Source organism: Baia soyae (genome assembly GCF_004341445.1).
Lineage (GTDB): Bacteria > Bacillota > Bacilli > Thermoactinomycetales > Thermoactinomycetaceae > Baia > Baia soyae.
Map to the genome: position 1 here is coordinate 24,641 of NZ_SLXV01000021.1, position 25,194 is coordinate 49,834.

The 25,194-nt window shown below is 39.9% G+C and carries 20 protein-coding genes and 2 pseudogenes; 11 read left to right on the top strand and 11 right to left on the bottom strand.

Annotated elements, in window-relative coordinates; translation table 11 throughout:
- The first annotated feature begins 7 nt into the window (after positions 1-7).
- The 3 genes from arsC (at position 8) to EDD57_RS08095 (ending at position 2,221) form a co-directional block, all read left to right on the top strand.
- A complete protein-coding gene (arsC, locus tag EDD57_RS08085; RefSeq protein ID WP_131848952.1) occupies positions 8-430 on the top strand; it encodes an arsenate reductase (thioredoxin) in 423 nt (140 codons plus the stop codon).
- 16 nt (positions 431-446) lie between these two features.
- Positions 447-905 carry an ArsI/CadI family heavy metal resistance metalloenzyme gene (locus tag EDD57_RS08090; protein WP_424205623.1) on the top strand — a complete coding sequence of 153 codons (459 nt, stop codon included), beginning with the start codon at positions 447-449 and terminating at the stop codon, positions 903-905.
- A 152-nt stretch (positions 906-1,057) separates the two neighbouring features.
- Positions 1,058-2,221, top strand: a complete 1,164-nt coding sequence (locus EDD57_RS08095; RefSeq protein ID WP_131848954.1) for a chromate transporter — start codon at positions 1,058-1,060, stop codon at positions 2,219-2,221.
- Between the two features lie 53 nt (positions 2,222-2,274).
- On the opposite strand, the gene EDD57_RS08100 is transcribed toward EDD57_RS08095, so the two are convergent.
- A complete protein-coding gene (locus EDD57_RS08100) occupies positions 2,275-2,817 on the bottom strand; it encodes a recombinase family protein (protein WP_131848955.1) in 543 nt (180 codons plus the stop codon).
- Between the two features lie 133 nt (positions 2,818-2,950).
- On the opposite strand from EDD57_RS08100, the pseudogene EDD57_RS08105 reads away from it, so the two are divergent.
- A pseudogene (locus tag EDD57_RS08105) lies at positions 2,951-4,409 on the top strand (SulP family inorganic anion transporter).
- A gap of 111 nt (positions 4,410-4,520) precedes the next feature.
- Here the strand turns inward: EDD57_RS08105 and EDD57_RS08110 are convergent.
- Genes EDD57_RS08110 through EDD57_RS08120 form a run of 3 tightly spaced genes read right to left on the bottom strand, consistent with a single transcriptional unit; the run spans position 4,521 to position 7,755 of the window.
- On the bottom strand, positions 4,521-5,678 hold the full coding sequence (locus EDD57_RS08110) for a cation:proton antiporter (protein WP_131848956.1): 1,158 nt from the start codon (positions 5,676-5,678) through the stop codon (positions 4,521-4,523).
- Positions 5,679-5,732: 54 nt separating this feature from the next.
- Positions 5,733-6,389 (bottom strand): potassium channel family protein, encoded by a 657-nt coding sequence (locus EDD57_RS08115; protein ID WP_131848957.1) that lies wholly within the window; start codon positions 6,387-6,389, stop codon positions 5,733-5,735.
- A gap of 28 nt (positions 6,390-6,417) precedes the next feature.
- Positions 6,418-7,755: a TrkH family potassium uptake protein gene (locus EDD57_RS08120; protein ID WP_131848958.1), complete on the bottom strand. Its 1,338-nt coding sequence runs from the start codon at positions 7,753-7,755 to the stop codon at positions 6,418-6,420.
- Between the two features lie 341 nt (positions 7,756-8,096).
- On the opposite strand from EDD57_RS08120, the pseudogene EDD57_RS08125 reads away from it, so the two are divergent.
- Positions 8,097-8,519 (top strand): annotated as a pseudogene (locus tag EDD57_RS08125) (recombinase family protein); the annotation flags it as partial.
- 102 nt (positions 8,520-8,621) lie between these two features.
- Here the strand turns inward: EDD57_RS08125 and EDD57_RS08130 are convergent.
- Positions 8,622-9,923: an amidohydrolase gene (locus tag EDD57_RS08130; RefSeq protein ID WP_131848959.1), complete on the bottom strand. Its 1,302-nt coding sequence runs from the start codon at positions 9,921-9,923 to the stop codon at positions 8,622-8,624.
- A gap of 274 nt (positions 9,924-10,197) precedes the next feature.
- On the opposite strand from EDD57_RS08130, the gene EDD57_RS08135 reads away from it, so the two are divergent.
- Genes EDD57_RS08135 through EDD57_RS08150 form a run of 4 tightly spaced genes read left to right on the top strand, consistent with a single transcriptional unit; the run spans position 10,198 to position 14,162 of the window.
- Positions 10,198-11,667 (top strand): spore germination protein, encoded by a 1,470-nt coding sequence (locus EDD57_RS08135; protein WP_131848960.1) that lies wholly within the window; start codon positions 10,198-10,200, stop codon positions 11,665-11,667.
- Positions 11,664-12,872, top strand: a complete 1,209-nt coding sequence (locus EDD57_RS08140) for a Ger(x)C family spore germination protein (protein WP_131848961.1) — start codon at positions 11,664-11,666, stop codon at positions 12,870-12,872. Before EDD57_RS08135 ends, EDD57_RS08140 begins: the two co-directional genes overlap by 4 nt.
- Complete coding sequence (locus tag EDD57_RS08145; RefSeq protein ID WP_165873720.1) at positions 12,853-13,953, top strand: GerAB/ArcD/ProY family transporter; 1,101 nt, start codon at positions 12,853-12,855, stop codon at positions 13,951-13,953. Before EDD57_RS08140 ends, EDD57_RS08145 begins: the two co-directional genes overlap by 20 nt.
- On the top strand, positions 13,950-14,162 hold the full coding sequence (locus EDD57_RS08150) for a hypothetical protein (RefSeq protein WP_131848963.1): 213 nt from the start codon (positions 13,950-13,952) through the stop codon (positions 14,160-14,162). Before EDD57_RS08145 ends, EDD57_RS08150 begins: the two co-directional genes overlap by 4 nt.
- A gap of 159 nt (positions 14,163-14,321) precedes the next feature.
- Here the strand turns inward: EDD57_RS08150 and EDD57_RS08155 are convergent, their stop codons facing one another.
- Positions 14,322-14,738, bottom strand: a complete 417-nt coding sequence (locus EDD57_RS08155) for a pyrophosphohydrolase domain-containing protein (protein ID WP_131848964.1) — start codon at positions 14,736-14,738, stop codon at positions 14,322-14,324.
- Between the two features lie 301 nt (positions 14,739-15,039).
- Here EDD57_RS08155 and EDD57_RS08160 point away from each other — a divergent pair, with 301 nt between their 5' ends.
- On the top strand, positions 15,040-16,962 hold the full coding sequence (locus tag EDD57_RS08160) for an FtsX-like permease family protein (RefSeq protein ID WP_131848965.1): 1,923 nt from the start codon (positions 15,040-15,042) through the stop codon (positions 16,960-16,962).
- A 408-nt stretch (positions 16,963-17,370) separates the two neighbouring features.
- On the opposite strand, the gene EDD57_RS08165 is transcribed toward EDD57_RS08160, so the two are convergent.
- The 4 genes from EDD57_RS08165 to trxB all read right to left on the bottom strand — a co-directional run bounded on the left by EDD57_RS08165 (position 17,371) and on the right by trxB (position 22,737).
- Positions 17,371-18,012, bottom strand: a complete 642-nt coding sequence (locus EDD57_RS08165) for a uridine kinase family protein (RefSeq protein ID WP_131848966.1) — start codon at positions 18,010-18,012, stop codon at positions 17,371-17,373.
- A 130-nt stretch (positions 18,013-18,142) separates the two neighbouring features.
- A complete protein-coding gene (locus EDD57_RS08170) occupies positions 18,143-19,174 on the bottom strand; it encodes a ribonucleotide-diphosphate reductase subunit beta (protein ID WP_131848967.1) in 1,032 nt (343 codons plus the stop codon).
- Between the two features lie 18 nt (positions 19,175-19,192).
- Positions 19,193-21,406 carry a ribonucleoside-diphosphate reductase subunit alpha gene (locus EDD57_RS08175; protein WP_131848968.1) on the bottom strand — a complete coding sequence of 738 codons (2,214 nt, stop codon included), beginning with the start codon at positions 21,404-21,406 and terminating at the stop codon, positions 19,193-19,195.
- Between the two features lie 383 nt (positions 21,407-21,789).
- Positions 21,790-22,737, bottom strand: coding sequence for a thioredoxin-disulfide reductase (gene trxB, locus EDD57_RS08180; protein WP_131848969.1), 948 nt, complete (start codon positions 22,735-22,737; stop codon positions 21,790-21,792).
- 211 nt (positions 22,738-22,948) lie between these two features.
- Here trxB and EDD57_RS08185 point away from each other — a divergent pair, with 211 nt between their 5' ends.
- Positions 22,949-24,049 (top strand): LGFP repeat-containing protein, encoded by a 1,101-nt coding sequence (locus EDD57_RS08185; RefSeq protein ID WP_131848970.1) that lies wholly within the window; start codon positions 22,949-22,951, stop codon positions 24,047-24,049.
- A gap of 114 nt (positions 24,050-24,163) precedes the next feature.
- Here EDD57_RS08185 and EDD57_RS08190 read toward each other — a convergent pair whose 3' ends face one another.
- The gene (locus tag EDD57_RS08190) at positions 24,164-24,913 is read right to left on the bottom strand and encodes a YheC/YheD family protein (RefSeq protein ID WP_131848971.1); all 750 of its coding nucleotides are present in this window, start codon (positions 24,911-24,913) and stop codon (positions 24,164-24,166) included.
- Between the last annotated feature and the right edge of the window lie 281 nt (positions 24,914-25,194).

The window sequence follows — 25,194 nt, forward strand, 5'->3', positions numbered from 1 at the left end:
CTTGGACATGAACAAAAAGAAGCTGATCTACTTTCTATGCACAGGGAACTCTTGTCGTAGCCAAATCGCAGAAGGATTCGGCAAAAAATACTTAGGTGAACGTTTTGACGTATACAGTGCTGGAATCGAAACACATGGCTTAAATCCAAAAGTGGTGAAAGCAATGGCAGAGGTAGGCTTAGACATCTCCAATCAAACTTCTGACATCATCGATCCAGTCTTACTAAATAAAGCAGATTATGTTGTCACTCTTTGTGGCGATGCCAAAGATAACTGCCCGGTAATCCCTTCGCATGTTCAACGAGCTCACTGGGGTTTTGATGATCCGGCAAAAGCACAGGGAACGGAAGAGGAAAAGTGGATCGTGGTCCAAAGAGTCAGGGATCAAATTGAAACTCGTATCAAACAATTTGCTAAAGAAACCAAATAAGGAGAGTGAAACCATGATTCGACGAATGCATATCGCCTTAAACTGTACTGATTTAGATAAATCTCTCCAGTTTTATCAAAATTTCTTTGGTCAAGAACCCGTAAAAGTAAAGGATAACTATGCGAAATTTGAACTAGAGGAACCTGCTCTACATTTCTCTCTAAATGTACGTCCCTATGAAAAGAGCGGGGTACTCAATCATTTAGGATTCCAAGTTGCTAACACAGAAGAAGTACTGGAAATGGGAGAACGTCTCCGACAAGCTGGATTATTGCTGACAGATGAGATGAATACAACCTGCTGTTATGCAGTTCAAGACAAGGTTTGGGTTTATGATCCAGACGGAAATGCGTGGGAAATTTTTTACACGAAAGAAGACTCTGAATTTGAATCTGCTGGTGACCAACTAGATTTATCCCTTTGTTGTGCACCTCCCGAGCCAGTTATGATCGAATTCAACACTTTTAAGAAATAAGCAAGATTTTCGCTTAGGTTCATCTCCATCAAATTAACTGACTACTTCCTTAACATGAGGGTAGTAGTCAGTTAATTTAATGGAGATGAAATCGAAGCATGTATAGAAGCCTATTAGACGGTTTGCTAAGAAGAGAAATAAGGGGATATTTTATGAAAAGCTCTGTACTTGAAATCTTACGAGTCGCAACACGTCTAGGCCTCACCTCTTTTGGAGGACCTATTGCTCACTTAGGATATTTTCGAGAAGAATATGTTCATCGTAGAAAATGGCTGGATGAAAAAACATATGCTGATTTGGTCGCTCTTTGTCAATTCTTACCCGGTCCGGCGAGTAGTCAGGTAGGCATCGCCATTGGAATGATTCGTGGAGGCTTCGCTGGAGCATTAGCTTCATGGGTTGGGTTTACTTTCCCTTCTGCTCTCGCTCTTATCATTTTTTTCTATGTATTCCAGCAATCTCAACTTCAAGAAGCAGGTTGGCTTCATGGATTATTAGTCGTTGCAGTGGCAATTGTTGCTCAAGCCGTATGGGGAATGGCTAGAAATTTAGCACCAGACCGTTCACGAGCCACCATGGCCTTTCTCGCCGCTGCAGGTGCAGTCATTTGGCAAACCGCTTTAAGTCAAGTACTCATTATCGTGTTGGCCGGGCTTATTGGATGGTGGTTATTGCCCAATAAGTCGGTTTCCGAGCCATCATCGATTCAAATTTCCTTAAGTCGGAAAGTGGCTTTATTTGCTTTGGGATTATTTTTTGCCCTCTTGCTCCTTCTTCCTTTGATGCGACAATTAACTTCGGCACAGTGGCTGGCGATATTGGATAGCTTTTACCGAACGGGTTCATTGGTATTTGGGGGTGGCCATGTTGTTCTTCCTCTTCTTCAAACAGAAGTTATCCCTTCTGGATGGGTAAGTCCGAATCAATTCCTTACAGGCTATGGAGCAGCGCAAGCTGTCCCAGGACCTCTTTTCACCTTCTCCGCTTACCTAGGAGCGGTCACTAATGGATGGCTAGGTGCTCTGCTTGCAACGATTGCCATTTTTCTCCCCTCATTTTTGTTGATAGTTGGGACATTGCCCTTTTGGGATTGGATTCGTCGAAAGCCAAAGCTTCAGGCAGTATTCAGTGGAATCAATGCCGCAGTAGTAGGGATTTTACTCGCTGCTCTATATGATCCTGTATGGACAAAAGCAATTCAAACTCCCCTCGATTTTAGTCTTGCTTTAATCGCTTTTGGATTGCTAACCATCTGGAAGCTTCCTCCTTGGACGGTTGTAATATTTTCGATAGTATTTGGGGCTATCCTTTATTAGACATTATATGGAAGTTCAACCCCCTACAAGTGATCTATTGAGATTCCCGCTCTTTATTGCTCCATGTATCTATACAGTGTTGACTTACTAATTCCTGTTTCACTTTTTATTTCGTCTAGACTATACTTTTTGCTTTGATACATCTGAATAGCACGCTGAACGTTCTCATCAGGTTTTTTAGGTCTCCCACTTGTCACTCCCTTTTGTTTAGCTTCGTGTAAGCCTTGTTTTGTCTTTTCACTTATCACATCACTTTGAAATGTTACAAGATGCTTTACAATCTCACGCAGTGTATGCCCGAGCTGGCGGCTTGTATCGATATCTTCAAAGATGGACCAAAGAAAAGCTCCCTTTGTCTCAATAAGCTCTAATAGTTCCATGAGATGACGTGTTGAATCAGCTAAAGCAAATAATTTGGTGATGACAATCTTATCGCCTGAATGAAGGTTATCTATCATTTCCTCCAGCTTTTCTCGATTCTTAGCAGTTGCATGCTCTTCTAAAACGAATGTCTCACATTTAGCTTTTGTTAAGCACTCTAATTGTTGTTTACACTTTATATCGTCTTGATAGGGTCTCATATATCCAATCCACATGATATGCACTCCTATATAAATTACTTATATACATAATCATCCATATAACCTTTCGTCTCAAAATGGTTCTTTTTTGGGAAAGGGGTGATATACTAATTTATTATCGGACTTTAGAATGAAAGGTGCAATGAAAGTGGTAGAGAAAATAAAAAAAGAATGGTTTTCCAATGTAAGAGGAGATGTGCTTGCTGGAATCTTGGTCGCATTAGCACTCATTCCAGAAGCAATTGCTTTCTCTATTATAGCAGGTGTGGACCCAATGGTTGGGTTATACGCATCCTTTTGTATTGCTGTTATCATTTCGTTTGTTGGAGGACGACCAGGAATGATTTCCGCGGCAACGGGAGCGATGGCACTACTCATGGTTCCGTTAGTGAAGGAGCATGGGCTAAACTATTTACTAGCAGCAACGATACTGACGGGAGTTATTCAAATCTTATTTGGTGTATGTAAAGTAGCTAAGGTGATGAAGTTTATTCCACGTGCTGTGATGATTGGATTTGTCAATGCACTAGCCATCTTAATCTTCATGGCTCAAGTTCCTCATTTTATTGGCATTTCTAACATGACCTATATTTTTGTTGCAATTACATTGCTCATGATATATGTGATTCCACGGTTTATAAAGTCCATTCCTTCACCGCTTATTGCTATTATCTTACTCACGACCGTTGCTATATTTAGTGATATGGACTTACGAACGGTTGGGGACTTAGGTGCCATGAAGCAGTCTTTACCTCCCTTTTTCATCCCTGATGTTCCCTTTAACATGGAGACATTAGCTATTATTTTCCCCTACTCTCTTGCATTGGCCATTGTAGGATTGTTAGAAACACTGCTAACCGCATCGATTGTAGACAATATGACAGATACAGATAGTAATAAAAATAAAGAATCTCGTGGACAAGGAATAGCTAATATCATCACAGGATTCTTTGGAGGCATGGCTGGATGTGCCATGATTGGTCAATCTGTGATTAATGTAAAATCTGGAGGGCGTGGTAGACTCTCTACCTTTGTAGCTGGTATGGGCTTAATGTTTCTAATCATTGCTCTAGGTGATATCGTAATACAGATACCGATGGCGGTTCTCGTGGGAGATTATGGTGTCCATTGGAACTTTTGACTGGAATTCTTTCTCCTATTTAAAAAGAGCACCAAAAAGCGATGCCATTGTAATGTTAGTGACAGTAGCGATTGTCGTTTATACACACGACCTATCCAAAGGGGTTATAGCAGGAGTTATTTTAAGTGCCATCTTCTTTGTGTCTAAAATCTCTAAGATGAAGGTAACAAAGCAACAATCTGATTCTGATATCCAGTACACGGCTGAGGGGCAACTCTTTTTTGCTTCTGTTGAAAGCTTCTTACAGTCATTTGATCTTACCGTACAACAAGCACACATCGTAATCGACTTTGCCGATTCCCATGTCTGGGATGATTCTGCGGTAGGTGCGATTGATAGAGTGGTCATTAAGCTTCGTGAAAATCAGAATACCGTGGAGATCCGAAACTTGAATGTACCTAGTAAAAGACTAGTTGATAAGTTGGCTGTTTCCAACGATGCAAGTGCAAAATTATCAACTCATTAGTAGTGTAATATAACAATTTATGGATAACTGAAAAATGAGCAAAGGGAGTAACTAGAAGTTACTCCCTTTTACATGTTAGGATTAAATTGCAATATTTTTGGTAGATTGGTACTAAGTATGACTTCTTTCACTTAAATTTTGTTTATCCGAGAATATTCTTTTTAGCAACGGCGGCGTTATGAGAGTTGTAAGGATTACAACCGTAACAATGGCTGTGAAATACTCTTGCTTTAGCAACTGTGACTCCAAGCCAATCGCCGCTATAATAAGAGCAACTTCCCCTCTTGAAACCATTCCAGCGCCAATTCCTAAGGAAGAACGATTGTTAAACCCTGTTATCCTCGCACCAAGACCAGCCCCAAATAACTTAGTTATGGTTGCAATGATGGTAAGAACGATAATAAACCATAGTTGACTTCCCACGCCATCAAAGGAGACTGACAAACCAATGCTTACAAAGAATACTGGAACAAAAAAGGCATAGGCAATTGGCTCTATTTTCTGTTCTACTGATTGTTTGAAAGGAGTTTGTGAGATAGCGATTCCTGCTGCGAACGCTCCAATAATAGCGGCGACTCCAAGGGATTCTGCTAAGTAAGAGAAAAAGAAACAAATGACTAATGCCGTACTAACGATCGATTCAGACACCCGCCAGGAACTAAACTTCCTCATCATCCATGGGACAACCTTCCATCCCACTAAACCTACAGATACGAAGAAAATCAATTTCTTTAAAAATACCATTCCAAGACTGACATCTCCCGTAGTAAGCAAACTCATCATGACTGCTAAAGCAACCACGACTAAAATATCGTCTAATACCGCTGCACCTAAAATAGTAGTACTTTCCCGGCTCTTTAACTGACCTAATTCCTTGAGGGTCTGAGCAGAAATGCTAACAGAAGTGGCGGATAACAATAAACCTAGAAAAAAAGCATGAGAATGACTCAATCCAAATCCTAATCCAGCGAAATAGCCTCCTAAAAGAGGGAATATAATACCGCCTACCGCGACAGCGAAGGAAGAATTACGGTTCTGATTCAACGATTTAATATCCGTCTCCAAACCAGCAATAAACATCAGTAGGATAACCCCGATTTCACTAATTTGCTCGATCATTTCCGAGTCTTCAATCCAACCAAATACAGCTGGACCAATAACAATACCAATAACGAGCTTTCCTAGCACAGCTGGTTGACCAAGCTTTATACTTAGCTCACCAGCTATTTTAGTGGCGAGTAAAATAATTAGGATCTTTACAAATAACATATTGCACACCCCGATTCAAAGTTAACGAAACAAAACAGTCAGCGAAATATCCCATTATGTCAAATCTGTAAACTTATCCAAGTCCCGATTTGCGCCAACCACAACCAATACATCTCCTGCTCCAAGGACTTTCGCCGGATTCGGAGAAATATCAATTTCCTCTCCAGTTCGAATGGCGATTACGTTTAGATTGTATTTAACACGTAAGTCGATTTCCCGTAAATTTAAATTGACCATACAACGAGGAACTTTTATTTCTTCAACACTATAATCATGATCGAGTTTAAGGAAATTGAGTACATTAGGCGACATAAGATGATGAGCAATACGTTCTCCCATGTCCCGTTCAGGAAAGACGACCATATCTGCTCCAATTTTATAAAGCACTTGAGCATGACGTTTATTTAGTGCTTTTGCCACAACTTGGTTGATACCTAATTCTTTTAGGATGAGAACGGTTAGGATACTTGCTTGAATATCATCGCCGATTGCCACGATGACCGTATCAAAGTTACGAATCCCGATCGCTTTAAGAGCTTCTTCATCTGTAGAATCTGCGATCACCGTGTGGGAAACTTGATCTACTAACTCTTCAATGAGGGATTCATGGATATCAATTGCTAATACTTCATTTCCTTCTCGATATAAAGTCGTCGCTACACTCGATCCGAAACGTCCTAATCCGACTACTGCATAATTTTTTTCTTGCATAATAGTTCTCCTTTGTCTGCATCTAATATTATCCGATCATGACATTTCCTTCTGGATAGCGATAGAGATCACGCTTCCGATTTTGAGCCAAAGCAAAAGCAATTGTGAGTATCCCAACTCGTCCAGCAAACATGGTAAAGATCAAAATCATTTTGCCCGCTATAGACAGGTTAGGAGTCAAACCCATGGATAAACCAACCGTTCCAAAGGCGGAGGTTGCTTCAAATAAAATCGCCAAAAAGTCATTACCTTTTTCGGTAATAGTCAAAAGCATCGCAACACCTATCACAATGGCAAAACCACAACTCGCTACTGCTAATGAACGATAGATCAAATCATATGGAATTCGGCGTTTATAGAAAGTAACATCCTCTTTTCCTTTAATTTGTGACTTTACAGCACCTAATAGAACAGAGAAAGTACTGGTTTTAATTCCGCCCCCCGTTGATCCGGGAGACGCTCCGATAAACATCAGAACGATAATGAGTAGTAGTGATGATTGAGTGAGATCGGAGATGTTCAGAGTATTAGATCCAGCAGTACGTGGTGTAATAGCTTGATAAAAGGAACTGATTATCTTCCCTGTACCAGAAAGAGGTTGCAATGTCTTTGGGTTGGTATATTCAAACGAAAATATAAAAATAGTCCCCATGAGGATTAAGACCATACTGGCTATTAGAACCATCTTGCTATGTAGCGAAATTCGTTTTGTTTGACGGTATTCGTACAACTCATTCAGTACAATAAAACCGATGCCACCTAAGAAAATAAGAGTGCAAAGAATGATACTCACGTAAGGATCACTTGCATACCCAGTAAACCCTTGAAAGCCTCCCATAATATCGAATCCTGCATTATTAAAATTAGAGATGGAGTGGAAAAGACCGAAATATAGTGCCCGATCCAGAGGCATATCATTAGCAAAGCTTACAGATAGCAATAGAGCGCCTACAGCCTGTATAACGAACGCAAAGAGGACAATCCGTTTCACTAGTCTAACAATGCCTTCTACTGACGGTTTGTTTAGTGCCTCTTGTAATAATAAACGATCCTGAAACGAAACCCGTTTCCCTAATAAGACTGCAAAAAAGGTAGCAAATGTCATGAAGCCCAGCCCACCTACAAGGATAAGGATTAAGATAACAATCTGCCCGAAGAGAGTAAAGGTATCCCCTGTGTCCACTACCACAAGCCCCGTTACACAAGTAGCCGAGGTAGCGGTAAATAGAGAATCAATCCAAGCAAGTCCTTGTCCGTCTTTTGTGGCTAGGGGTAAGGTAAGAAGAAATGAACCCATGAAAATGATTAAGAAGAAGCCTAGTACTAATACCCTTGATGGACTCAAATATTTTCGTTTCTGATTCATGATCAAACATCCTTATCTTTAAAATGGTACCTATCATCGACATAAAGTATTATTTATCACTTCCTCTCTTAATACGCAAAAAGAGTCTGCATGCAAGGCTTTACTACCTAAAAATAGGCAGAAAAGTTCCTTGTGTGACAGACTCCTCCGAGTTCAAATGTATTCATTTATATAACCATTATAATCCATATACATGAAGTGAGTAAAGGTAGATTCATTTCATGAACTACTTATTCTAACTGTCTATCTCAAACGGAATTTTTTATTTTTATCTAACGGTTTGTGTCCAGAAAAGTTCCAGTTTCTGGACACGCCCAAAAGCAACTAAAAATTTATAAAGTGGTTTGGCGGAAGCTCTTCAGTATGTTCGATCTGGAGATACTTTAGTAGTATGGCGTTTAGATCGTCTAGGACGCACCATGAGGAATCTTATACAGATTGTCAATGATCTAAACGATCGAGAAATTAGCTTTCATAGTCTTCACGAGAATATCACTATAGATCGCTCTAATGCTACAGGACAGTTGATGTTTCATCTCTTTGCGTCTTTTGCTGAGTTTGAGCGAAACTTGATTCGTGAGAGAACAGAAGCTGGACGGATCGCCGCCCGTGCCAGAGGCAGAGTAGGCGGACGACCCGAAAAATTTGATAAAAAAGAGGAAGAGATGATAAAAACACTCGCTTCCAATGGAACGCCCATTAAGGATATTGCCCAAATGATGGGTATCTCTAGAACTACCGTATATCGCTATTTAGATAAATAATATTCCTTATTAGGGTTACTTTGCGGTCTACAGTAGGAACCCTGTGACTAAGCCTAAATGGTAAGTCGTTTTACCATTTAGTGCGCTTATTCGTCTCTTTCTTTATCCTCGCAAATTCTCAAAAGCTTGATTCGCTTCGAAAATTATTTTTTCTGCGTCAATTGTACGCATTTCACGGTTTTTCATGAGTACTCTTCCTTGCACATACACGTCTTGTATGTCCGTTCTAGTTGCAGAGTAGACAATGTGCGAAATCACATCTGTACGAGGTTGCATATGTGCTTGTGTTAGATCTAGGGTAATAAAATCAGCTTGTTTACCAACCTCTAAGCTACCAATTTCTTTATCTAAAAATAGGGCTTCTGCTCCATAAATCGTTCCCATTGCTAGTGCCGTTTTTGCAGGAACAGCTAGAGGGTCTTGATGCTGTCCTTTATGGATTAGTGCAGCTAGTTGAATTTCCTCTAACATATCCAGATTATTATTACTTGCTGCCCCGTCTGTTGCTAAGCTAGGTCGCATTCCGTGAGCAATCATCTGAGTAATAGGTGCAATGCCACTGCCTAACTTCAGATTACTCCCTGGATTATGGGCAATCTTAACATTCTTTTTTGCAAGAAGTGCTATCTCTTCTTCTGTTAGGTGAACAGCATGTGCAACTAGGGATGGGATATCGAAGAAGCCTAATTTATCTAAGTGTTCTACAGGTCTTGCTCCGTACTCACGGACACTTAGTTCAACTTCCGTTTTTGTTTCGGACATATGAGTATGAATGGGAATATTAAGTTCCACTGCCTTTTCTATAGACTGGCGAATGAAATCAGGATCACAAGTATAAGGAGAGTGCGGCGCCATCATCGTCGAGATTCGACCATTCGCAGAACCATTCCATTTTTCGGCAAAAGAAGTGGCTTCTTCCAGGTAACTTTTACGAAGAGCATCATCGCCAAAGCTAAAGCAACTACGTGTGAGTCGTGCTCGCAATCCTGTTTGCTCCACTACATTTGCAACAGCATCCATGTTATAGTACATATCTAAAAAGGTAGTCGTTCCACCTTGAATCATCTCAAGTGCCGCTAAATGCGCTCCTGCGGATACATGTTCAGCATTCATTTTTGCTTCTATTGGCCATATTTCATTTTCGAGCCATTGTTGCAGAGGGAGGTCGTCTGCGTATCCGCGCAATAACGTCATTGCCGAGTGGCCATGTGTATTCACAAAGCCGGGCAGTATCGCCTTTCCTTTGCACGATACAATTTCATCGTATTGGTCTTGTTCCTCTTCTGTCAACGCAGAACCTACATATGTAATAACTCCATCTACGACTGCTAAATTACCATTTTGAATAGCCTTTGCGCCATCTACCATGTCAATAATAACGGCTTCTGTAAATAATATTTTCATTATTGTCCTCCTCCTGATTATAATTATTATTTTGCGAAATTAAATTTTGTAAAATAATACCACAGCAAATTGTTAGTGTCAATATCTGAGATAATGTCAAAAAAAAACGATTTTTCACTATAATCAGCAAAAAAACGAGTTTTTTTATTGAAATATAAATAGTTCTCTCCTGAAATGTCGTTTATGCCTAATAATGCATACAGGATAACTCACTAGTAAATACTTAAGATAATATCATAACGAATGTAGAAAAAGGATTTGAGGTAATGTAACAATGTTATCTATTGATGAGATCAATCCGAAAGCATTTGTAAGCCAAATCGTAGATACCCTTCAATATCCTCCAGACCTAGTTAACCACATGTTTGTTATATCACCCAATCTTCATGCCCATTGTGTTTTCATTGAAACATTAGTCGATAGAAATAAGATTGAACGTGAATTGCTTCATTTCTTATCCAAAGAATATATAAGCGATGAGTTGGAATCGTCTGAGGATATCATAAACGCACTACAAAATCGAATTCCGATTAGCTCTATTTCAGAAACCACAGACTTGAATCGCTGTATTCAGAAATTGTTGAGTGGATGGTGTTTACTAGTTACTTCAGGAACAAGGAAAGTTTTGTTGCTGGATACATCCAAGACACATCATCGAAATATATCCGAACCACTAATGGAGTCTACTGTTCACGGGCCACAGGAAGGGTTTACGGAGGAAATTGAAATCAATCTCTCTCTCCTTAGAAAGAGAATAAAAAACACTCATTTGCGAATTGAACAGTTCATCATTGGAACAGAAACAGAAACAAGAGTTAGATTAATATACCTTGAACATCTCGCCCCCTCAGAAGTAGTAGATGAATTTCGAAAGCGTATCCATTCGATCCAGGTTGACAGCGTTTTGGATACTGCCTACATAGAAGAATACATTCAGGATAAAACGATATCCCCGTTTTCTACTTTACTAAAAACAGAACGGCCTGATGTTCTGGCGTCTCATCTATTGGAAGGGAGAGTGGGGGTGCTTGTTGACGGAACTCCAGATGCATTAATGGGACCCGTCACCTTTTTTCAATTTTTTAGTGCACCGGAAGATTACTATCAAAAACCTCATATCGCTACTCTCCTTAGATGGTTACGGATGTTTTCTTTCATTCTCGCTATATTTATACCCGCACTCTATATTTCGATCCTAACTTATCACCAGGAGCTTCTCCCCCATTCTCTCCTCATCAATCTTTCGGCCCAACGCGAAGGTGTTCCTTTTCCCACTCTGTTAGAGGCCATTATCATGATGATCACGTTTGAAGTGTTACGCGAAGCAGGTCTTCGTATGCCCCGAATCGCAGGACAGGCCATCTCTATCGTTGGTGCGTTGGTATTGGGAGAAGCTGCTGTTGTAGCAGGTCTCGTGGCTGCGGCAATGGTTATTGTGGTAGCCATTACGGCGATTTCCAATTTCGTGGCGCCTTCTTATAGCTTTGGAATTACCCAGCGAATTCTCCAATTCTTTTACATGGCACTCGCGGGTTTCATGGGGTTGTTTGGTGTGTTATGTGGTGTACTGTTTACTGTTGTACATCTTGCTTCGATTAAATCGTTCGGTGTTCCTTACCTCTCTCCAGTGGCTCCTTCTAAATTTACAGACTGGAAGGATATCTTTGTCAGAGTACCTCGACCATGGAAAAAAGCTTATTCTCAAGGAAATCCAATAAAAAGAAAGCGAAGAAAAAGAATATGAAGGAGTTAAAAAAGCTTTTCAAGCTCATGATGACTGGGGTTTGTTTATGTTGCATGACTGGGTGTTGGGATAAGATTGAAATCAATCAATTGGCAATTGGCGAGCTGGTAGGAGTAGACCAAGATCAGGAAACAGGTAAGAAAACCGTTTACTACCAAATTGTGAATCCTAGCGCGGTTGCTACTCAAAAAGGTGGAGGTATCAAGGCTCCCGTGTACACGTACTGTGTTCAAGCTAACAGCATGTCCGAATTAGGAGCAAAAACGGCTAATCTTTTACCAAGACAACTATTTCCTGATCACTATCAATCGGAAATAGTGACCGAACGATATGCTAAGCAAGGTTTGAATTCGCTCATTAATTTTTTTGAGAAACAACACAGTAGACGTTCCAGCCTTTATTTATTCGTTACAGATTCACCACTCTCTGAAGTAATGCTGACATATCTTCCACTAGAAAGATTGCCTGGGCGCTCTCTGCGATCTATCGTGGAAATCCAATCCCGTGCCACCGGTAGGTTGAGTAAAAAGGTACGAATAAAAGATTTAGCCGAAAATATGGAATCCTCTATGCTTACCGTTCTGCCAATGCTACGTCTAAACGGGTCTCCATCCCCCACTACGGATCGATATGAACAGATTGCAGCAAATGAAGGAAATCTTATCTTTAGCGGAGGGGCTGTGTTTAAGCATGACCGAATGATTGGCAAGTTACCATTAGATCAAATGGGTTACTATACGTTGTTAAAAGGAGATAGTGAGGTATTTATGGAGTCGATGATGGTACAGGGTGATCGTAGGGTAGATGTCCAAGCATTCAAACCAAAAATCCAGAAACAATTGGAAATCGTTTCTGGAGAACCTGTTTGGAACGTTAATATCAGTACACGTCTCTCCATCTTGAATAATGAGCAGACAAAAGGATTAACTTTGGAAAATTTGAATGTGATCAAAGAAAGATTTAACCAACAGGTACTCCGAAAGGCAACTACATTTTATCAGGAGTCGATAAGGAAAGAATGGGACTTATTTGGCTTGGAGGAAAAAATGATGTATAAGGGAGGGGAAGATTGGAAAATCATACAAAATAAGAAAAATGCTTGGCTCAAAATAAAGCTTCAGCTTTCCGTTACAAGTGAAATTCATGATGTTGGACAAACCATTAATCCGTATATGGGGGACAATGATGGAAACAGCAAGAATTAGCCCTTGGCAATTTTTTATCTTAGCACTCGGATATCTATTAGGAACATCATTCTTTTTTCGCCTTGGAGGAATCATTTCCATTTCGAGACAAGATGCATGGATGACTCCTTTATGGACGGGTGCAGTCGGTATTTTATTGTCCCTTATCTGGATTAAGCTTACCACCTATTATCCTGGAAACTCAATCATCCAAATCTGCGTTCAAGTTGCTGGGAAGGGAATCGGTGGGCTAATCGCACTACTGTATATTGGATATTTTGTACATCTTTCTGCCTTAATCACCCGGAATTTAGGTGATTTTATGAAGATAAACCTAATGCCACGAACTCCTATAACGGTATTTCATGTCATGTTCCTCCTCATCATTTGCTACGCTGTTACAAAGGGAGTCGAAACCATTTCTAGATCAACCGAATTTTTATTTCCTATTGTTACTGTGGCCTTTCTCTTTATATTTTTTATTGCCCTTTCAGAGTGGAATTGGGATCGGTTTCAAGGAATGTTTCAAACGAATATATGGTCGACCCTGCATAAGAACAGATCTGTAATTGCCTTTCCTTTTCTGGAATCGTTTGCCTTGGTGATGTTATTTCCCTATGTTAAAAGCAAAATTAAAAGAAGCTTTATCCTAGCAAATATCATTACTGCATTATTTCTCAGTGTGGGAGTTTTTTTTACAATAGGAGTACTTGGTGTTACCCGAGCTACCCACGAAACTTACTCTTTGTTTGTAATTGTACAAGAGATACACTTAGGAACTTTTTTCGAGCATATGGAATCAACGATTGCACTTATTTTGCTTATTGTTATTTTTATTAAGCTGAGCATTGCGTACTATTGTGCAGTAGCAGGATTATGCCAATTGTTCCATGTGAACAACCGATCGTGGCTTGCGATTTCTCTTATTTTATTGGTTTCTGGACTTTCATTAGGATTTAACAATATTCTAGAAAATATGACATTTAACAGACAGTACTATTTCGAATATATCTTCCTCTTCGCTGTCCTTCTCCCACTATTACTTCTTTGCTTAACATGGATTAAACAGGGTAAGGAGAAGAGAAAGGCGGTTGGTTTTTGATTATGGTATGGATCATCCTTTTTATTACAGTAGCTCTAGCACTTAGTATTTTTGTAATGGTTAAGCAAAAAAGAAGTGTAAAAGAAATTGGATTGGTTGTGACGATCGTTTCGCTTGGCTTCGCTGATTGGATCAGCATCTTCTTAGAAAGAAAATTTAATCCCAATCAATTAATTGTAAACTTAATTGATTGGGTCGTTTCTTTTTAACGTTAATCAATCGTTAACGGAATTGATTGTTGATAAGATCGCTTATTAAATTGTGTCTTGAGAATTAAACAGGAAGTTAAGAACAATCGAATTAGCTTAAAGAAAACTTACAATTATTTAAGGTTTCCTTATCGTCAAACAAAAGGAAGACAAGCCCTTTTAAAGGCCTGTCTCCTTCTCGCTCTTCTTCTGCTGAATTTGTCGCAAAATCTCTTTCTTCAATAAGGGCTGCGGGTCTTGCCAATATGCAGGCTTCATCACTTTTCCATCCGATTCTCGATAGCGTGGCTTCCCATCTTCCCACAACTTCGACATGTTAGCACGATGAACGATGTCAAACAGCTCACCTGGGTCTACTCCCATCTCTACCAGCGTCCCTAAAGAAAAATACATCAAATCAATCATCGCGTCCGCTTGGTCTTCCAATGTTCGAGATTCAACAAACTCCTGTAATTCTTCCTGCATAAAGCCAATTCGTTGTTTTACTCGATCGTCAGGAAGTAACTGCGGTTCCTCTGGTGCGGCTAATCCAAAGGATTTGTGCCATGATTTTACTTGTTTCCACGATTCTCTCATAATCTCTCACTTCTCTGTCTCTACATTTTGATTACTCGTCTGGATCATAAAATATGAACTGAACAAAGTAGTCTTACATATAATGGCCCGTTCCCTGCTCCAATTAACCTTACATTTTATTAATGTTCCTGAAAGGTAAATCCATATTTTCTATCTATCATGACGACTATACTAATCCATAATAAATTAATAGAGAGGGTCGCCACAATAAAAATAGAATGTCTAACTAAAATTTAACACGACTCGGTGATGATGGAAATGATCATTATTGACATGGTGTCGTTGTTTGGGGGTAATACACATGAACTTTCGTCAATTCGCGTTTAATAACGTTAAAAGAAATGCTCGGGCTTATTCAGCATATTTTCTAAGCAGTTCATTTGCAGTGATGATTTTTTTTACCTATGCGATGTTTCTCTTTCATCCTGATATAGAAAAGTCTTTATTAGGAAATGATGCCAAACTGATGATGAAAGCAGCCGAATATGTGATCTTTCTCTTTTCCTTTATATTTGTACTTTACTCAAACAGTGCCTTTTTAAAAGTTAGAAAAAAGGAGTTTGGTCTGTTAACCATCTTAGGTTCAGAAAGTAGCCAGCTAAAGCGCATGATCTTCCTTGAGAATATGATTATCGGCCTCGCATCAATCATTACAGGAATAGCGTGTGGAATACTTCTTTCAAGGTTTTTTCTCCTCTTTGGGGCTAGAGTTGTAGAGATTAAAGAATTATCGATGTACTTACCATGGAAAGCGATGGGTTTAACAGCAATAGCTTTCTTTGCACTCTTTTTAGTCGTTTCTTTCTTAACTCAGTTTTTTGTCCGACAAAATCAAGTACTTGATCTATTACAAGGAACGAGCAAGCCGAAGCCAGAACCAAAAGCATCGATATGGTTGTCTCTCTTATCGGCTTCTTCTTTTGTTGGAGCCGCCTACTTAATGACACAAAAAATATCAGAATCGACGGTTCTTTGTATCTTTATTCTAGGGATGATTGGTACCTACTTCTTCTTTACACAACTGAGTGTATGGATTATCCGTTTATTCAAGAAAAATCGTGTCTTCACTTGGCGGGGAACCAATCTGTTATGGGTTTCCGAAATGGCTTATAAAATGAAAGATAATGCGCGGATGTTCTTTATGATCACCATTGTCATCGCAATGTCCTGTTCAGTAATTGGAATTGTTTTATCTTTGGATCAACAGGGTAAGCGGATATTCAAAGAAGATCCATTTGCACTTACTTATATAGCAAAATCAAAAAAGGATTCGCAGGCGGAAACTACCCAGATTGATCAGGAATTAAAGTCTGCTAGTGTAGGGTTTGAAAAAATAGAGCTAATCTCTACCAGACCTAAATTTAGAGAAATCGATTCCCGCTTTGCTATGATCAAACAGTCTAATTATGAACATCTAGAAAAATTTCTTCATTTGAAGAAATTTCCTAATCTACAAGTTGGGGAAGCGTTTGTTATTACCGACAAGCTAAAGAATACAAAACAGCTCACTCTCGCAAATGGGAAAGGAACTCTCCAAGTGGTTGACCAATTCGAAAAAATAGTCACAAGAGATGTTGCGAATCTCATAATCGTTTCTGATGAAACCTATAATCAGTTTAAGTCTTTTATCAAAGAAAAAGAGGCTTTTAGTAAGAAGGACGAAGATCTAAGGACCTTCTATTTTGTTCCCGAATGGTCAAACACAAAATTACCAGGTTCTAATTCACTAGAATTAAATATTGGAAAAAAATTGATTGAATTGACAGAGCATCTAGGAGCATCAGGGGAAGGGTGGAATGGATTTCTTAGTTCACGTGCAGTAGACTATGTAGAGTTTAGACAATTTAAGAGTATGATTATTTTTATTGGTGTATTTATTGCATCCATTTTCTCCCTCTTTACCGCTAGCTTTCTGTATTTTAAACTTTATACCGAGCTAAATCAGGATCGACATATCACACATGGGCTGTCCAAGATCGGTTTAAGTGAGAAAGAAATGAAGCGATCAGCTACTATTCAGATTTCTGTTCTCTTTTTTCTCCCGATGTTGGTTGCAGCTTTGGAGACGATTATAGGCCTAGAAACTTTAAAAAGCCAACTTTCTCTAGGGGATACATTAATCCCCACTCTGACCGGGATCGGAGCATTTTCCGTTGCACAGTTTGTTTATTTTTTGATCGTTCGAGCTCGGTATCTAAGCCAGTTGAAACGAGTAATGGTGTAGGCATTATCAGCCAGTTTTTTCAAAAGGGGGCCTCAACAGAAAACGCGCTTTTCTGTTGAGGCCCCCTTTTATATCGTTTCAGGCTTCATTCGTTTTCCATCGATTCTTGATCACATGGCTTGTTTTGATTACTTGCCTGGATCATAAAATATTTAACTGAACGAGTAGTCCCCAGTATAATGGCCCGTTCCTCTACTCCAATATTAAACTTTTTCGTCGATAAAATCAGAAATAATGGCCCGAATGACTTGAATGCCATATTTATCATACAAATTGATTCGTTGATCGTCTAACCTCAGCTTTCATACACCGCCTTCTCCGATTCCTCTAAAAATGGAATAAGATGTAATTACAGTATATGACAACTAACAAAATTGGACAATATTCCCTATTGTGAAATAAGGGAGATCAACCCATATTTTTTTCTATTCGGAACTCTGTGTTTAAATTTTTTACAATGATGTCAAACTGCTTACTATATGGATGCATAAATCGTTGATACTGAATTCGGCGCTCATCATGAGACCGTTTCAGATATTGGAGATCAGTTCCTCTTTCAACTACATCACGGTCCATTCTCCTTAGTAACTCGGTTTGCTCATCGGTATAAAAATAAATCTTTAAATCAAATAAATCGAGGTTTATAAACGCCATACTCATTCCTTCTACTATGGTTACTCTCTTTGTTGAAGAGATTCGTTCACTTCTCTGGTAATGAGCATCAATCGTATAAAAGTCCGTCCCTGCACGAACCATTTGGATATCTCGTTCCAAAGCAGTCGAAAAATGAGCCTCTGGATGACAAGCAGTCATTTTATCTTGATGCTCTACGTTTTGATAAGTGTATTGAATCCTAGTATGCTTGCGAATATTGGAACCAACAATATAGGGATCCGTGTTTATATAATTGACTTCATCTCGCTCAAGTTGACTGATCAGTTTGTGAGCAAACGTCGTTTTTCCAGCGGCACCATGTCCGGAAATACCTATAATCATTCGATTATTCGTTGTGTTAATTCTATCTACAATCTGTTGTAGTAATAATTCCATCCCCGCACCCTCCTTTATCGCAATAGGCCAATATCATACCATACTCGAATTGAGTAGTGGGATAAAATAGAAAGCCACTCGAATCTCTTTCATTCAAAAGAGTTCGGGTGGCTTTAGACGAATCCTGCTCTTACAAATCTCCAAAGTCAAGATTGCTTGCTTTCGTATAATTGGTTACTTTTTGTTCAAAGAAGTCTGTTTTGGTAGCGTTAAGGTTTGAGAAACTTTCTACCCACTTCATCGGATGAGTTTGAATTTCAGGATACAAAACCTCAAATCCTAGACGGCTCAAGCGTTCATTGGATAAGAATTTGATGTATTTCTCCAACACCTCATTGTTAATCCCTTGAATCTCGTTGTTGGTAATATATTTGCCCCACTCAATTTCATGTTCAACTGCTGTTCTCGTCATCTCACGTAATTCTTCAACAAACTCTGGTGTAAACAACTCAGGATTTTCTTTGCGAAGCTCTCGGATCATGTTTTGGAATAAAACAACATGAGTCAGTTCGTCACGTTGAATGTATTTGATGATCGTCGCAGTTGCAGTCATTTTTCCTTGTCTCGCCAGTGCATAGAAGAAGGAAAATCCACTGTAGAAATAAAGAGATTCTAACAAGAAGTTAGCCATACATGTACGGATAAATTGACGATCATCTTTTTGATCTACAAACTGTTGGTACAAGTCGGCAATAAAGCGATTTCGCTTCATCAAATGCTCATCGTTCCGCCATTCGTCATAGATACTCTCTCTAGTCTCCGGAGAACATACGCTATCTAAAATATAGCTATACGATTGCGCATGAATCTCCTCTTGAAAAGCTTGAACGTTTAACAAGGAAGAAACCTCTGGTGCCGTAACATACTCATTAATGTTTGGCAGATTTTCTCCTTGAATCGAATCAAGGAAATTCAGAAACGAAATCGTTTTATCAAATGCTCGACGTTCAGCTGGACTTAGTTCCTGAAATTCTTTAGCATCTGAGGCAAGTGGGATCTCCTCTGGAATCCAAAAATTGTTTAGCATCGTTCGATATAACTTATGAGCCCAGTCGTACTTAATACGGTTCCACTCTCTCAAGTTGGTAGTATTCCCGTTAATTAGGCGCTGTGTCCCTCTTTGTCCATCTTCATTAAAAATCTTCTTCCGCTCTAGTTGCACGTTTGCGTTCTCCTCTCGTTACGATGAACAACTTACACATTCTTCTACTTCTACAGATTGGTTACGAATGTAGTAAATCGTTTTCACACCATTTTTCCAAGCTTCCATATAAAGCTCTAAAAATTCTTTCGCGTTTGTTTCAGGGGTGATATATAGGTTAAACGATTGAGCTTGGTCGATATGGCGCTGTCTCATTCCAGCGGCACGGATGCTCCAACTCTGATCAATTTTATGCGCTTCTTTGTAGTACCAAGTTGTCTCCACCGACAGATTAGGAGCTGTCTGCGGAATGGATGCCCCTCGTTTTTCTTCCACGAAAAACTTCGCATACACAGGGTCGATTCCTGCAGTAGAGCCAGCAATCAAGGAAGTGGAACCAGTTGGAGCAATCGCCATGACCCAAGCATTACGCATCCCGTGCTCGGCCACTTCTCGTTGTAGCTCTTCCCATCTTTCGCTATTATAGCCACGTTTCTCAAAATAGACTCCTGATTCCCATTCACTTCCATAGAAGGCCGGATAGGATCCTTTTTCTTTAGCATGTTCCATCGAAGCACGAATCGCTTGATACGCAATCTCTTCAAATAATCGATCAGCTTCTTCCACATGATCTTCCGATTCCCACATAATTTTCTGTTGGGCTAAGTATTGGTGATAACCACTTGTTCCTAAGCCCACAGCACGATACTTGTGATTCGTAACTTCCGCTTGCTTGACAGGATACATATTTAAGTCAATTACATTATCAAGCATCCTCATCTGTACCGGAATAATTCGGGCAAGGTCCTCGTAGCTTGCTACTTTCCCTAGGTTAATAGAGGAAAGATTACATACTACGAAATCCCCAGGCTTTTGCTTCGTAACAATCATTCCATCCTCGATTTCTTCACTCATCCACTCGGTTGCAGACATATTTTGGCAGATTTCCGTACAAAGATTAGAGGAGTATATCATCCCTTTGTGTTTGTTCGGGTTGGCTTCGTTCACCAAATCACGGAAGAAAATAAACGGAGTACCTGTTTCAAAAGCACTAACCATTACCCGTTTCATAATGTCAATCGCAGGAATCTCAACTGAATCAAGGGACGGATGATTTTCACATGCTTGATAACGTTTCTCAAATTCAGCTCCAAAAAAATCTTCAAGCGAGTATCCCATCACTTCTCTTACTTCGTGTGGGTCGAATAAGCTCCATACACCTCGCTGTGCTACACGCTCCATAAATAAATTCGGAACACAAACGCCTGGGAAGATATCATGCGCCTTTAAACGATCATCCCCATTGTTTGTTTTTAGATTGAGGAAATCAAGAATATCGGAATGCCACACATCAAGGTAAATAGCAAACGCTCCCCGACGAACTCCTAACTGATCAACCGCAACAGCCGTATTATTGTAATTTCGAATCCATGGAATGACACCACCTGATGCACCTTTATGTCCACGGATTTTAGAACCTTTGGCACGGACTTTTCCTAAATAAATCCCAACTCCGCCACCATACTTGGAGACTTGAGCTGTGGAAGAGTTTGTTTCATAGATGGACCACAAGGAGTCATCTACTGTATCGATAAAGCAGGAAGAAAGTTGATGAAGCGGCTTTCCAGCATTCGCTAATGTGGGAGTAGCAACTGTTAATTCAAGTCTGGATAAAACCTCATAAAATTTCTCCGCCCACATCACAGGGTTCTGCTCTTTAGAAGCCAAATGCATCGCGATAATCATAAAGCGCTCTTGAGGTAACTCCATTACCTTCTGCTGGAAGTTACGTACTAAATAGCGATCCGCAAGAACTTTTAAGCCAATGTAATTAAAGAGCTCGTCCCGTTCAGGTTTCATAACAGAAGACAGATAAGCAATCTCTTCCTTACTATAGTTTTCCAATAAGTATGTACCGTACAAGCCTTCCTCCGTTAGGGAGCCAATGAGCGAATAGAAATCCCCATACTTCTTAGAAGCATCAAATTGACGATTTTCACCCGCTTGTCGATAGAGAAACATTACTAAAAAACGAGCAGCCACAAACTGCCAGTCCGGCTCCTCCACACTCGTTTTTTCAACCGCTACTTGAATTAGCAACTGAATTTGCTCTTCTAGCGACATATTTTCTCTTAGCTGTGAGCGTGTCTCTTCTTCTAAGCTAGTAAAATCAAGGTGAGTAAAGTCACGTTCCACCTCTGTTAACCAATTTCCAATTTTCAGGTTTACCTCTAACCCCTTTATTTCAATCATACATCCACATCCGATCCATATATAGTGACTATTTGAGTATACCTGACACTATATATTGTGCAAGCTAATTTAGAACGCAAAAAAATAAGTTATCATTCATTATCTCGGAATTTCCAATTTGAAACGCTCAATCTCTCCATGTAGCGCACAATTTTGCGAGTTGACGAGAGTGAAAAAAAGAAACCCTTTATATAGTTAACTAAATATCTAATCATAAGTATTTATTTTATATAAAGTACACAAAAAATCTTATAAAAACACATACTCAGGGGCTATCCTAAAGTAGATTTTCTCTCTTTAAGATAGCCCCGCTTTATTCAAATATAAAATCGTAGCTGTATAGAATAACAGCCTAGAAATAATTCTTCATAGGTCCGTTATCTTTATAAACTCTTGCTCCAGTCGTCCACTTGGCTACCTTCTAAGTAACGTTCACAATCAAGTGCCGCCATACAGCCTGTTCCAGCCGCTGTAATCGCCTGACGATAAACATGATCCTGCACATCTCCACAAGCAAATACTCCAGGAATATTTGTACGTGTTGTACCAGGTTGTACTTTAATATAACCTGTCTCATCGGTCGCTAACTGATCTGGTAAAAAGCTGGTATTTGGAGTATGACCGATCGCAACAAAAATTCCATCTGTCTCGATGATCTCTTCCTTACCTGTTTCGTTATTCTTCACTTTCAAACCTGTAACACCTTGATCCCCCTTCACTACTTCAAGAGGAGTACAGTTCAGGCTCCATGTGACCTTCTCATTTTCTCTAGCACGATCTTGCATGATCTTGGACGCCCGAAGCTCTTCCCTACGGTGTACCACTCGAACTTCAGAAGCAAATTTCGTTAAGAAGTTCGCTTCCTCCATAGCCGAATCTCCTCCACCCACTACAATAATTTTCTTGTCGCGGAAAAAGAAGCCGTCACAAGTAGCACATGTGCTGACACCCATCCCAATGCTTTCTTTTTCATTTGGAATCCCTAATAATTTAGCGGAAGCACCTGTTGAGATAATTAAAGTTTCGGTCTCTACTACTCTCTCTTCGCCGATATGTAATGTAAATGGTTTTTTAGACAGATCGACTCGATTCACCCATCCGCGTTCAAAACGTGCACCAAAGCGTTCCGCTTGTTTACGCATGTTCTCCATTAGTTCTGGCCCCATAACTCCTTCAGGGAATCCAGGAAAATTCTCAACTTCCGTCGTGGTGGTTAATTGCCCACCTGGTTCTGGGCCCTCAATTACAAGTGGATTCATGTTTGCACGAGCTAGGTAAATCGCTGCTGTTAATCCAGATGGACCTGTTCCAAGTACAACTACTTTATTCATTTAAAGTCCCTCCATTTTCATCTAACTCACTTAGATTAGACTATATATTATTAAATAATAACTCTAGTTTACCAGTTACAAGCCTTCATGGGTAGTCTGACTACTTATTTTCTAGTATGGATTTTCAAGTATCGATCATACCTTTCAAGAGCCACATATTTTCCTAAAAAAAATACAAACTAAAAAAAACAGTACTAGTTAGGAGAATATCATGTTCAAGATTTATTTTAAACGATTTCGTTGCCATGAAGAAACCGATGAAGTGGGTGAAGATGAACCTTATCTCTTTGTAGCTGCCATTAACTTAGCAGCCACCGTCACTATTGCAGGATTCCCAGTCCCACTTCCTGCTTATGAAGTGGTTAGATATGGTCCGTATGGAGGTGTAGATGGAGCCGAGACACACGCTGCCGGTGACATCTCTCAATGTTTTTGGGGTTTAGATAATCGATCCACCCCCTTAGACAACCCGGATCAAGTGATTTTTATCTTTGCACTTATGGAAAACGATAACGGTAACGCCGAAGCCCTACGTGATTTTGTCAAGGGAACCATTAGTTCAACTCTCTTTGGAAGTCTGAATCTAAGCCGTCCAGATCGGGTTACAAAGCTTATCAGAGACATAACTGGAATCTTAAAAACCCCTACATCAATAGGACTTAACTTAGACGATGTTATCTCTGTCCAAGAGCTACGTTTTACCCGTGACGAGTTAAATGCTGCAAATCCATCCGTCTTTGAAAAAAGTGTTCGAGTCCAAGGTGATGGAGGAGATTACACACTGACTTTTGAAGTCGTTCGAACTTCCCATGACATATTTGGAGCTATCTTTGGAAAATGGGCGAGTCTAGTCAGCTTTTTGGGAGATACATTAGATGTTGAACTTCCAACCTTCGATAACACTGGACGATTCCAGCAGTTTGTATGGGGAAATGTTTCATGGCATCCAGAGATCGGGGCATTTTCTGTTAGGGGAGATATTAGTGCACGCTGGATGCAAATCGGTCGAGAGCAATACGGTTATCCCATTACTGATGAGCTTGGAACTCCAGATGGACGAGGACGATTTAACCATTTTCGAGCTCTACATTTACCGGATAAACCTGAGTCATCCATTTACTGGACACCTGAAACAGGTGCGCAAGAAATTTATGGAGGGATCCGTGTGAAGTGGGCTGAATTAGGGTGGGAAAGAAGTCCTCTGGGCTATCCAGTTAGTCCTGAAGAAGACCGACCTGGTGGAGGTCGTATGCAACGGTTTGAACATGGCACGATCCATTGGACACCAGAAGGTGGAGCCGTAGTAGGCTAACAAACTCATTTCCTCTAACATAATGTGCGCTCCCTTCATTCCAGAAGATGGAGCGCACATTTTTAGTATACTTAGTAACAAAAATAAAAAAGCCCACAATGGGCTTCATGGACATCACCTAGCTCTTCTACGATTGGCTAGAATTTGTTTGTAAACTGTAGGGCTGAGTCGTTTAAATAACGAACTTCCTGGAGTGATATTTACTTCATAAATCCAGATCTTCCCGTTAGGAGTAATGGCTAAATCGACACCAAACTCTCTCCAAGAAGGATATGCTCTAGAAATCGATTTTACTGATTCTGCGGCAATCTGTTCAAGCTGACTTTGCGTTTCCACACTTTTTTGTTGAGAGTAACCTAATTTGGAGCGTAATAACGTAGGAACCAAGATGGTAACTCCTCCACTCGAACCATTTGTAACGACTCCTAGTGAAGGGGCTTGCTTTCCAATTAGCCCCATGCAAGTCCAAATTCCATTTATACGAATGAAATGTGCCCTAATATCAAAGGCTCGACCTGACTTCATGACACTATTAATTCCTTGCTGAACGAGGTAGGTTCTTCCTCTCATTTTTCTAGCTAAAATCCGTTGATATGCCGCTTGAACACTTGCTACTGTCGCTTTCCCCTTTAAATCTCGATCTTTAATCAGAAATTGGCCATTTTCTAGTTTTTCAATCCTTATGACACCTTTTCCTTGGCTAGAATCATTTGGCTTCACATAGATCAAATTATACTTCTGACACATTTGTTTAAAGGTCTCTAGAGAGAAGCGGAGTGTTTCCGGAAGATGAGAAGCAGTCGCGGAATTCCGACGAAGTATCCCATGATTGCCAATCTTACTTATCACTTTCCCGTACCTCATAATTCATCCCCTCTTTCTGAGATAGTATAAGTTATGCGAAAAGGGATGAAACTCTTGTACACTAGCATATTCCATTGATAGATAGGTTATTATTTTTAATAGATAGATAGATTTGAACAGATGAGAAAACAAAAAAGCCAAGGATCAGAAGTGAACTGCACCCCAATTGTTGGACACGAAAAATCTACCAATTGGAGGTGCTTTTTCTATGACTAAGTATTCAATAGAGATTAGATTGGAAGCTGCTAGAGCCTACCTCGACGGAGTCGAGTCGTATAAAG